The sequence below is a fragment of the Bradyrhizobium sp. 164 genome, assembly GCF_023073715.1.
Classification (GTDB): Bacteria; Pseudomonadota; Alphaproteobacteria; order Rhizobiales; family Xanthobacteraceae; genus Bradyrhizobium.
In genome coordinates, this window is sequence record NZ_JADPKA010000008.1 from 40,927 (window position 1) to 50,265 (window position 9,339).

The 9,339-nt window shown below is 61.0% G+C and carries 20 protein-coding genes; 9 read left to right on the top strand and 11 right to left on the bottom strand.

Going from position 1 to position 9,339, the window contains the following annotated elements; all coding sequences use genetic code 11:
* The first annotated feature begins 1 nt into the window (after position 1).
* The gene (locus IVB01_RS03280) at positions 2-169 is read left to right on the top strand and encodes a hypothetical protein (protein ID WP_247281003.1); all 168 of its coding nucleotides are present in this window, start codon (positions 2-4) and stop codon (positions 167-169) included.
* Positions 170-294: 125 nt separating this feature from the next.
* Here the strand turns inward: IVB01_RS03280 and IVB01_RS03285 are convergent, their stop codons facing one another.
* The 6 genes from IVB01_RS03285 to IVB01_RS03310 form a co-directional block, all read right to left on the bottom strand.
* Positions 295-933 (bottom strand): glutathione S-transferase, encoded by a 639-nt coding sequence (locus IVB01_RS03285; RefSeq protein WP_247281004.1) that lies wholly within the window; start codon positions 931-933, stop codon positions 295-297.
* 287 nt (positions 934-1,220) lie between these two features.
* Positions 1,221-1,673, bottom strand: coding sequence for a VOC family protein (locus IVB01_RS03290; RefSeq protein ID WP_247281005.1), 453 nt, complete (start codon positions 1,671-1,673; stop codon positions 1,221-1,223).
* Positions 1,674-2,107: 434 nt separating this feature from the next.
* Positions 2,108-2,248, bottom strand: coding sequence for a hypothetical protein (locus IVB01_RS03295; RefSeq protein ID WP_247494246.1), 141 nt, complete (start codon positions 2,246-2,248; stop codon positions 2,108-2,110).
* A gap of 22 nt (positions 2,249-2,270) precedes the next feature.
* Positions 2,271-2,480, bottom strand: coding sequence for a hypothetical protein (locus IVB01_RS03300; protein WP_247281007.1), 210 nt, complete (start codon positions 2,478-2,480; stop codon positions 2,271-2,273).
* Positions 2,481-2,661: 181 nt separating this feature from the next.
* Positions 2,662-2,814, bottom strand: coding sequence for a hypothetical protein (locus IVB01_RS03305; protein WP_247281008.1), 153 nt, complete (start codon positions 2,812-2,814; stop codon positions 2,662-2,664).
* A 57-nt stretch (positions 2,815-2,871) separates the two neighbouring features.
* Positions 2,872-3,009 (bottom strand): DUF3072 domain-containing protein, encoded by a 138-nt coding sequence (locus IVB01_RS03310; protein WP_247281009.1) that lies wholly within the window; start codon positions 3,007-3,009, stop codon positions 2,872-2,874.
* Positions 3,010-3,150: 141 nt separating this feature from the next.
* On the opposite strand from IVB01_RS03310, the gene IVB01_RS03315 reads away from it, so the two are divergent.
* From IVB01_RS03315 to IVB01_RS03325, 3 genes are all read left to right on the top strand, one after another.
* Complete coding sequence (locus tag IVB01_RS03315; protein ID WP_247281010.1) at positions 3,151-3,384, top strand: hypothetical protein; 234 nt, start codon at positions 3,151-3,153, stop codon at positions 3,382-3,384.
* Positions 3,381-3,605 carry a hypothetical protein gene (locus IVB01_RS03320; protein ID WP_247281011.1) on the top strand — a complete coding sequence of 75 codons (225 nt, stop codon included), beginning with the start codon at positions 3,381-3,383 and terminating at the stop codon, positions 3,603-3,605. Before IVB01_RS03315 ends, IVB01_RS03320 begins: the two co-directional genes overlap by 4 nt.
* Before the next feature lie 250 nt (positions 3,606-3,855).
* Entirely contained in the window at positions 3,856-4,125 is a 270-nt protein-coding gene (locus IVB01_RS03325; RefSeq protein ID WP_247281012.1) for a cupin domain-containing protein, read from the top strand.
* A gap of 106 nt (positions 4,126-4,231) precedes the next feature.
* Here the strand turns inward: IVB01_RS03325 and IVB01_RS03330 are convergent, their stop codons facing one another.
* The 3 genes from IVB01_RS03330 to IVB01_RS03340 form a co-directional block, all read right to left on the bottom strand.
* Positions 4,232-4,417: a hypothetical protein gene (locus tag IVB01_RS03330; RefSeq protein WP_247281013.1), complete on the bottom strand. Its 186-nt coding sequence runs from the start codon at positions 4,415-4,417 to the stop codon at positions 4,232-4,234.
* Between the two features lie 429 nt (positions 4,418-4,846).
* Positions 4,847-5,149 carry a hypothetical protein gene (locus IVB01_RS03335; RefSeq protein ID WP_247281014.1) on the bottom strand — a complete coding sequence of 101 codons (303 nt, stop codon included), beginning with the start codon at positions 5,147-5,149 and terminating at the stop codon, positions 4,847-4,849.
* A 207-nt stretch (positions 5,150-5,356) separates the two neighbouring features.
* On the bottom strand, positions 5,357-5,848 hold the full coding sequence (locus IVB01_RS03340) for a hypothetical protein (protein WP_247281015.1): 492 nt from the start codon (positions 5,846-5,848) through the stop codon (positions 5,357-5,359).
* A gap of 350 nt (positions 5,849-6,198) precedes the next feature.
* Between IVB01_RS03340 and IVB01_RS03345 the strand changes: the two genes are divergently transcribed.
* The 4 genes from IVB01_RS03345 to IVB01_RS03360 all read left to right on the top strand — a co-directional run bounded on the left by IVB01_RS03345 (position 6,199) and on the right by IVB01_RS03360 (position 8,303).
* Positions 6,199-6,495: an HU family DNA-binding protein gene (locus tag IVB01_RS03345; protein WP_008558895.1), complete on the top strand. Its 297-nt coding sequence runs from the start codon at positions 6,199-6,201 to the stop codon at positions 6,493-6,495.
* A 54-nt stretch (positions 6,496-6,549) separates the two neighbouring features.
* On the top strand, positions 6,550-6,753 hold the full coding sequence (locus tag IVB01_RS03350) for a hypothetical protein (RefSeq protein ID WP_247281016.1): 204 nt from the start codon (positions 6,550-6,552) through the stop codon (positions 6,751-6,753).
* 400 nt (positions 6,754-7,153) lie between these two features.
* Positions 7,154-7,291, top strand: a complete 138-nt coding sequence (locus tag IVB01_RS03355) for a hypothetical protein (protein ID WP_247281017.1) — start codon at positions 7,154-7,156, stop codon at positions 7,289-7,291.
* 814 nt (positions 7,292-8,105) lie between these two features.
* Entirely contained in the window at positions 8,106-8,303 is a 198-nt protein-coding gene (locus IVB01_RS03360; protein WP_247281018.1) for a hypothetical protein, read from the top strand.
* On the opposite strand, the gene IVB01_RS35415 is transcribed toward IVB01_RS03360, so the two are convergent.
* Both IVB01_RS35415 and IVB01_RS03365 read right to left on the bottom strand, forming a co-directional pair.
* Complete coding sequence (locus IVB01_RS35415; RefSeq protein ID WP_256464568.1) at positions 8,300-8,425, bottom strand: hypothetical protein; 126 nt, start codon at positions 8,423-8,425, stop codon at positions 8,300-8,302. The two genes, IVB01_RS03360 and IVB01_RS35415, sit on opposite strands and share 4 nt — an antisense overlap.
* A gap of 77 nt (positions 8,426-8,502) precedes the next feature.
* Positions 8,503-8,733, bottom strand: coding sequence for a hypothetical protein (locus IVB01_RS03365; protein ID WP_247281019.1), 231 nt, complete (start codon positions 8,731-8,733; stop codon positions 8,503-8,505).
* A gap of 281 nt (positions 8,734-9,014) precedes the next feature.
* On the opposite strand from IVB01_RS03365, the gene IVB01_RS03370 reads away from it, so the two are divergent.
* Positions 9,015-9,302: a hypothetical protein gene (locus IVB01_RS03370; RefSeq protein ID WP_247281020.1), complete on the top strand. Its 288-nt coding sequence runs from the start codon at positions 9,015-9,017 to the stop codon at positions 9,300-9,302.
* The last annotated feature ends 37 nt before the right edge of the window (positions 9,303-9,339 follow it).

Here is a 9,339-nt window from a genome sequence, read left to right on the forward strand (position 1 = left end):
CATGTCGGCGGACCTGTTGCGGCTCGATATCCTCGTCCCCGTGCTGATGTACTGCGCGCTGCTGTGGTGGGTCGGCCGTGGCCTCAGCTGGACCGCACGGCTCGCCACCGCGGCGGTGACGCTGATGCTGATCATCTGCGTGCTGCTGGTCGAGCGCGGCTGGCTCTAGGGCCCAACAAAATATGCGAAAACAACCCCATGCACAGTAGCCATCAAGTGCTGCCGTGACGCCGGGCGCTTGCGCCGCGACGACGATTCCTCGCGCGATCATCGCAACTTACGCCGCGTCAGCGGTCACGACATCGGCGGTGCGACGAATTGCGCAAATCCGGGCCGCTTGCCGAGCTCGGCGAGCCAGCGCGTGAGGTGCGGCTGCGCCGGACGGCTGATGCCTTCGACGCCGAGCCAGCGCCGCGCATAGGACCCGATCGCGATGTCGGCGAGCGTGAACGCATCACCCTCGATGAAACGGCGCGAGGCGAGCAGGCCGTCGGCGATGGCCCAAACCTCGGCAGCGGCATCGGCATCGCGCTGCACCTGGAGCATGTCGCGCTCGGCGGGCGCGGCGCGAACGATGCCCCAGAACACCGGGCGGTCGACCGGCTGCACCGTCGACAGCGTCCAGTCGAGCCAACGGTCGACCGAGGCGCGCAGCTTCGGCGGCTCCGGGTAGATCGGCGTGCTGCGCCCATGCGCGAGGCAGAGATAGCGCATGATCGAATTGGACTCCCACAGCGCGAAATCGCCCTCGACCAGCGTCGGAATCCGCGCATTGGGATTCATCGCCAGATACCCGGCCTCGCGGGTCTTGCCGTATTGCATGCCGGCATCGATGCGCTCGTAGGGCAGGCCGAGCTCGGTGAGGCACCACAGCACCTTCTGCACGTTGACCGAGTTGGCGCGGCCCCAAATCGTCAGTTTGGTGTCAGGCATGAGGCGTCTCCCGCGGCGTTGTCGTTTGCGCGGGTGATAGCGGAATTCGCCTCATCGAGCGATGCGCGATTGCGCCGAGCCCATCATGCAAAAAGCTCCGCCCGGGGCGGAGCCTTCATTGCAAATTCAACGCGACGCTCAGCGGCCGAAGAACAGCCACAACAGAATGATCACCGGAATCGGCACGCCAAGCATCCACAGCAACAGCCCTCTCGCCATCGCATCCTCCTCCAATCGGCTTCGTTGGGAAGAGAACGACGGGCGAGAGGGCTTGTTCCTGCTGGGTCTTACCAATGACCGGTATTCGGCATCGATGCCCAAGGCTCCTGCGGCGGCTTCGGTTCGCCCTTCTGCAACAGCTCGATCGAGTGCAGGTCGGGCGAGCGGACGAAGGCCATGTTGCCGTCGCGCGGCGGCCGGTTGATGGTGACGCCGGCCTTCATCAGGTTCTCGCAGGTGGCGTAGATGTCGTCGACCTCATAAGCGAGATGGCCGAAGAAGCGATCCTCGCCGTACTTCTCCTCGTCCCAATTCCAGGTGAGCTCGACCAGCGGCGCGCCGCGCGTTTGCGGCTGCTTCTTCAGGCCTTCAAGATCGTCCGCCGAGCACAGGAACACCAGCGTGAAGCGCCCCTTGTCGTTCTCGATCCGCCGCACCTCCTTCAAGCCAAGCGCATCCTGGTAAAACTTGAGCGCGACATCGAGATTGCGCACGCGCAGCATGGTGTGGAGGTATCGCATGGTTGTTGCTCCCTGGACGTATGGAGGGTCTTTGCTTTGGGCCGGGACGGCGGGGCTAGGAGGTAGCAGGAAAATCGGAGGAGGGGCAGGGGGCGGGCGCACGTGTGCGTGAGCGGAATACAGCTGGTGAACTACACCAACCAACGTGAACCGAAGGGGGCGATCGGGATCGCTTGTTGTAGTCGCCTTCGATCTCCTGTAGCCCGCTGGCCAAGACCTTCGGACACGCCCGTCAGAGTCGAGCCGAAGTTCTACGCTGACGTGGAGTATCGCGACATCACATCCGAAGGGTTGTTGCGCGCCAGCTCATTCGAGGGGCTGAGCAAAGGAACGCGCCGTTCCTATCTGCGTTTTAGCTTCCACAGTGTAAGTAGAGTACCGGCCGTGAAACCGGATCGCGTGAGGGTAGCCGTCTGCGCAAGGCACTGGCAGAACTAAGTGAGGACGAACGTGACGTGTTGCTTTATCTCGCCGACCTCGGCACTGCAGCATGTCTCTCTGGCCTGATCGTCAGCATCATCAAGTTCATAGGCGATCAGTTTTGACAAGCCCGACTGCCCCGTCTGCTTCGGCATGGAGCCACCACGGGAAAGTCCACTAGCGAACTACGCCTGCCGCATCGTCCTCGTTCGGCAAGAGCCAATCAATCGCAAGTAGGCCGGCCTCAACTACAACGAAGGCGGCAATGCCGCCGAGCAGTCCGAAAAACACAATCGAGAAGGTCGCGAGCAAAATCGCGCAGAACACGTCGGCCAGCACCTTGCAAATGCGTTGCGCCTGGTCCTGCTTGGATGTGAAGTACGGCATCTTGGCTCCTCCAGAATTTGGATCAGCCTAGCCAAAGCGAGCAGCGGTCGTCCATTCCCCATGGACGGCAGGGCCGCCGCGCACTCGCACGCTTGCATCCGTTCTGGGCAGGGGCGACCCAACAAGTGCGGCGCAGGCGGAGGAGCACCTACGCCAGGGCGCGCAATGCGACACCAGTTGCTCAGGCGGCCTTCTCGGCCGCTTTCGCGATGATCTCGACTTCGAAGTAGCCAACGTCACGGAGCTCGGCGGCCTTTTTCTCGGCCGCTTCCCTGGTGTCCCTCTTCAAAATGATCTGCCCGGCACCGTCGCGGGCGCAAACGAAATAGGGCATTTTCGATTCCCAATTTCGTTTGCATCCACACGACCGCAGGTTCCCACAATCATGGGGTCACTCCTCCAACCCGGCCTTTTGCCGCATCTTGTCGATCAGCTCGGAGGCCTCGGCCTTGGTCAGCTCTTCCTCAGGCAGGTTCTGATGGGCCTGCTCGGCGAGGGTCTTGAGGTAGGATTCCTGGGCTCCTGTCATCGGGTCATCCCCGGAAACCCAGTCTTTCGGGTCTTCTGGGTGTTATCGGCCATCACACGTCTCCTTTTTCGTCCAACGTCTGACTCGACTCTTCGTTCCGTTTTTGTTCTCATGGGCCATATTCAAATCGCGGGGTTGAACATGCCGGACCTGGACGCTGTCAGGCTGGAGATCGAACGGATGCGCATCCAGATGGGGAGGCAGAGGAAGGAAATCCTCCAGCTACAGCGGGCGGGTCTCGGGACGGCATCGGCCGAAGCCCTGCTGTCGCGGATGGAGGCGAAGGTTGAAAGTCTCTGTGCCCAGCGGGACGCGCTGAAGAGTGCGCAGCCGCCCCAGACCAAGGGCAGGGTGCTTGGCGGGAGAACGTGGTGAGCAGGCGTTGGTTCGACGACGAGCAAGGGCTCTCGCCCTTCCTGACCGCGCTCGAGGATGTTCGCCGAAAGGCGACGCGGGAGGGGTGGTGCTATCCGCACGTCCAGGCCATCATCGTGGCCATCGACCAGTATGCGGAAGCAGCGACAGGTAACCGCGAGTATTTCCTGAACAAGCCGGTTTCAATTGGCGAGAGCCGGAAGGCCAAGGACAGTCCATGAGCAAGTCAGGAAATGGGCGACGGCTTACGAGGACAGTGCACTCAGTTGGCGGCGCCGAGCCGAGACCGTGTCTTTGCGACATGGACGCGCATGATGCAGGATGCCAATTTTCACAGCTATATTGCGAGGGAGGTTTGCAATGCGACTGGCCCTTTCCATATTTGCTACCGCTTGCTTGATCGGCTCTGCGAGTTCTCAAACGTCGATTTCCAGAACGGAATTGAAGAGAGGTGATCTCACCGGAAAGGACATGGACGTCGTCGTGGTGGTCGTCGAAGTGCCTCCCGGTGAGTCGCTGGCCAAGCACATCTATCCCGGTGAGGAAATCGTCTACGTGCTGCAAGGCGCTACGCTCGATTTGCCGGATGGAAGTCATCGCGAGTTGCCCACAGGGGCTGCGATCATAAACGCGCGCGATGTGCCTCACGCCGGATTCAAGATCGGCGGTGACCGGCCGTTGAAGATGCTGAACGTCTTTGTCGTTGACAAGGGCAAGCCGATGACGGAGTTCATCAAGTAGCAACGCGTTCCTAGGTGCTGCTATGAACCGAAGGCGGGTCGTTGCAGCCTTGGAGGACCAAGGCCGCCCGCGTGGAGCTGAAGGGCGATGCGATCGAGCTAGTGCGTCACTTGGCGTAACCCTGAGAGCGGAGCCAGGCGATCTTGCGGTCGCCGTTGATCCAGTCGTCGGCATCCGCCTTGCTGGTGAATCCGCTGATTTCGCGCTGTTCGCTGTTGGGGTAGTCTGCCAGTATCTTCCAGTCGTTCTCTGAGATCCGGACGGTTTTGAAAGTAACTTTTATTTTTGCCATGCAGCATTATGCAGGAAATGCTTCCAAAAGAGAACCCCATCCTGCAGCTCTCATGCTGGCTTCCTCCTAAGCTTGCTGCAAGGTGCTTCAACGGTGACGGTGCGCGCTGCTGAAGAACCATGCGGCTCGTAGCGAAATCGGCTTCGCTCGCTCGTTCGAGGGTTCACCTCTCCCCAGCGGGCAAGGCCTATGGCAGGTCAAGAAACGTAGCGTTAGCTCGCCCGGAGCCCATCCGTCGAGACGCCCGCTTCCAGCGGGCCTCAGGTCGCTTTGTGGCGAGATATCAGACCGTCACGGTGAGGAGGCCGCCGACGCGGGTGTCTCCGGACAATGCTTTGCATCGCCGAGCGAAAAAGGCCGGCCGAACACCTTCGGCACTACGGGAGAGGTGAACCCTCGGCCCGCACCGATTCAACAAAACCTCCCGCTTCAGGCTGCGATCCGTTGCTCGACGGGGGCCGTCAGGTATTTGAGCACTTCTGCGTGCTCGAGGTCAGGAACCGCGATGGCCGTGTGGCTGTACGTCGCGTGGCTCCGCGAGTTTGCGATCTTGTCCAGGATCCCTTTGCCTTTGACGACGTGGAGGCCCATGCCGTCTCCAGAGGGGAAGATCGCGAGCACGACGTCATAGGCTGCGATGACGGCTCGCAGCGCTTCGGCCTTGTCCTCGGCGACATCGACGAAAATACGCACGTCAGCTGCGAGTTCACGCAGCTCGTTAAAATCCAGCACTGTGGGATACTCCAACGCAACGATACTGATGCGAGATTGGAGGCGTTAGGTTACCGAAGTCTCAACAAGGTGTGCCGAGTCACAAGTTTCACGATGAGGTGACCCGCAGTGCTCTCTCTAAAGCGCATGAATCAGGATGAAGCGTCATCGCGAAGGACATTGTTTGAGCATGATCTTTTCGGACAACCGCTGTACACTTTTCCGGATCTAGCGCTTGGCTTCGTCTTTGCGAAGCCGGGCCTCCGCGCTCTCGTCCACGAGATTCAAGGCGAGGCCGTCATAGCTCAGCTTGAGCCCACGGCCGACGATCCATGTCCAACCATCGCGGTCCTTGGCTGGCTGGGCGTTGAACTGGTCGGAGATCGATTTGACGGCGACGTCCTGCGGCCCCGGATTAGTCAACTCCGCATGGACACGCCAGATCGGATGCCTGACGTCGGCCTCGTCGCTATGGACCGTGACCTTGGCGCCATTGATGTCGCATTCGAGGGTATACGAACCGCGGATCTGGCGGCACAGATAGCGACGTTGACTGACGAGCTTGCTTGTCTCGTCGAATGTCATCCCGGGCGAGAAGCCGAAGATGTCGGATTTTTTCACGAGGGCCAATGACGCAGGCTTCAAAAAGCTCGGCTGGATGGCTACGAGGGCGGCGATTGCAACAACGATCAAGCCGGCGATGACGATAGCGATCTTCATGAGCCCCCACGAGAAACCTCTCGACCATATAGCAGCCGCGGCGTCCTAACAGGCACCCAACAGCGAAAACCCCGCCTGGGGGAAGCGGGGCTTTCTGGTGGGGTGAAGCTTAGGGACTTCAAGAGTAAGACGCGCCAGGGGGCAAATGGTTCAACAAGTACCGGCACATGCCGTGACACCGTTCACCGGCGTCGGGAACCCCAGAGAGCCCCTGCTTGCGTTTTGAGCCTCGATAGGCTCTAAGCCCGTCACTTCATGACCTCTGGCATGAATCAGAAGCGCGCCTCCGCGGGTCCGGCCGCGTCCACAGCAGAGTTATTCGCGCGCATCCCTTTAAAGGAATTCAGAACATGGCGAAGATGACGAAGACCCAATTGATCGATGCAATTGCGGAAGGCACGCAGCTGTCAAAGAACGACGTGAAGTCGGTGATCGAATACATGGCGACGGTCGGCTACAAGGAGCTCAACGAGTCCGGCGAGTTCGTCATTCCCGGCTTCGTCAAGATGTCGGTGGTGAACAAGCCGGCGACCGAAGCCAGGATGGGCATCAATCCCTTCACCAAGGAGCCGATGCAGTTTGCGGCAAAGCCGGCGAGCAAGTCGGTCAAGGCCTCGCCGCTGAAGGTGGCCAAGGACGCCGTCTAAGACCGGAGATGCTTCGCGAAGAATCACGACGGGTCAACCGCTGAAGAAAAAGTGGTGCTCGGCGACGGCAACGCCGAACATCACCACGACGATCAGGAGAAGCCCCAGGGAGCGCCGACTGTTTTGTCCCGGCGCGCCCTGCGGTTTGCCGCAAGCGGGCACACCGAAAGACCGATCGGGATTTCGCTCTCGCAGAACTGGCAGATCATCGGCGCCTCGCGCAAGTCCCGCACGTGGCGCGGGAACTCCGGGACCTAGCGCCGCGTCGCACCAGGGCGCCGGCGCCATCGAATTCGGCCGGACAATGCGACAGAGGAAAACTCGTCCTCACGGCGGTGGCCTGCCGCCCAGCCGCGGCTGAAAAGAAAAACTCCGCGCGTTCGCACGGGGCTCTCTTGGCTGACGGCGTTGGGATTTCAGCGCCTGGCCGCTTGCGCTTGTAACGTAAGGTTGAAAATCCAAATAGCAACCGCGCCGCGAGGACGGGATATGTTCGTCAGGCGGCGCTGCCGTATGACAAGGCGCTGAAATCCCGAGCCTCCTTGGTCTGCACAGCGCGGAGCAGGTTCAAGCCGCCACGCCCTGTGGAATTTCGGGGAGGACTGGACTTTCTGTTCTCATTTTGTTCTAGTTGGTCATCTTCTCTTGGAGGTGATTCATGACCGTCGAGAAACAGCGCGAGGTGATCAGGCTCTGGAACGAGCTCAGAAAGCTCGATGGCCCGGCCGCAGAAGAGCTCCGCATCCAAATCCTGGAATGCTTTTCGGAGAAGGGCAAGGCGAAGCGGGCGGCGTGATTGGATCAGCGAACGCCATCGCTGATTGCCCTTGGAAGCCAACGTGACGGAACGAACCTGTGACGTCAGCGTTCCCGCAGCATGACATGCCCGCAATGCGCCAAGCCGATGACGGCGAACTCACCCAACAGCTTTCGATGCGAGCCGTGCCGTGAGATCGTCATCGTGTTCGCCGTCGTCTCGAAATTCTTACCGCCGAAAATTCTCCCGCCAAGGACTCGTGCGCCGAAGACGTGACGGCGCACGCTTTCACGGATCGTTAGGATTCGCGCCCCGCTGATTTTCCGATTCTGATTCGTTCTTTGCGAACGAAATGGAGTCGGATGCAGAACAAGCCACGCCTTCTGTGTCGATGCGGGACACGTCCGTCACGGCGGGGCTGCGCGGCGGTCGTCCGGTGCGTCCGCCACTCGCAGCCACGCCAAGGCAAGCTATCGGTGCCGCAGCGACCGACCTTACGTGCTCGGACGTTCGCCGCGCGCCTCCTCACCGCCCATTAACGGTTGCTCCGCGCCGATTTCCCGGATTCCGATTCGTTCTTTGCGAACGAAAAGGAGTCGAAGCTGGAACAAAGGAGGTCGGGAGTAGCGGGCCGTGACAGCGCGGACCTTCCGCGCGATGCAGAAGCGGCGCACCAAGATCGCGGCGCAGCGCCTAACGAAAGCTTGGGGGAAAGCAAATAACCCTATTCGGTTAGGTTAAAAGCCCAATCGCGTTGCACTCGCCGCTACTTGGGATAGGTGTCTGGCAACGACAATCAAGAAACGACCTTGCGAGTTTGCAAGAAACGCCTTTGTCCAGAAGCCATTTTGTCATGACACCATTTTCGGAGCCGTTCTTTTATCAAGGCGACCGCCACACCTACCGGCGCGTCGCCATCGTCGGCACGCTCTTCTGTCTCGCTTTCGTGGCCATCAGCTTTTCGCTGCGGCCGCAGGTCGAGGACACGCGTGTCGCGGTCAAGGCGGATCGGCTGATGCGCACGGCAGGGCAGGCGCCGCACGCGAACTAGCGCTTCTCGCCGCAAATCCGATCGTCCGCGGACGTATCCCGGAACATGCCGCCGCGCGTTGCAAGCGCGACGAAACCGGCATAGCCGGACAGGTTGAGCAAGACTTCGAGCCACACGGGCATGTCGGGCCTCATCTGCCTGAAGACGACTCAACGTGTGCGCGAAAATGTTGTTCCGTGCACACAGGAAGTTACGCCGTTCAGAGGCCGGACGAGGGATCGAGCCTTCGGCCGAGGGCCGCAACGGACTCGCTCGACGGCCGTTCCTTGAGGAACTCGGCGATGGCCTGCGCCAGTTCGCGGTCGCTCATTGGCTTCGCCGGCGGGCGCAGCGTGCCGACTCCGAAGCTGCGGACGATCTCCTCGTAGTGCTGATCGTCGGATTTGGGCACGAGCCGGCGGATACGGGCCAGCAAAGCGGATATGGGCATCTCTCCTCCTCGATCGTCCGCCCCGCTGGCAGAAGCTCACCTCTGCTGCCATCTCTCCCGTGAAACTAAAAACCCCGCCAGCATCGCGGAGGATGCTGGCGGGGTCTTCGTGCTGTCGCCTCAACCGGATGGTGAAGGCTTCCGCACTTGCAGAGTTAATCCGCGCAGGCAGCGTTCGTTCCTGCTGGCTCGCTATTTTTTGGACGGCTTGCGGTTCCGCATTGCCGCAACCATCGCAGGCCCTCGCCGTTATCTCCGCGAGACGCGCGAAGGAGGAGATTATGAGGAAGACATTGGCAGTTCTGGCCACCGTCGCAGCCGTCGGCGTAACCGCGGTCGCGGCGCCTGCGCCTGCCGAGGCGCGTGGCCGCGGTATCGGGCCGGGCCTCGCATTCGGCCTTGCCGCCGGCGCAATCACGGCGGGCGCGGTCGCGGCATCGCATCCGTACGGCTATTACGGTCCGGGTTACGGCTATTACGACGGCCCGGGCTACTATTACGGACCGGGTCCTTACGCCTATTACGGCGGCGGACCGTACTATCGGCACCACCACTGGCGCCACTGGTAGCGACTGACAAGCGAAAAGCCCGGAGCAAGGCTCCGGG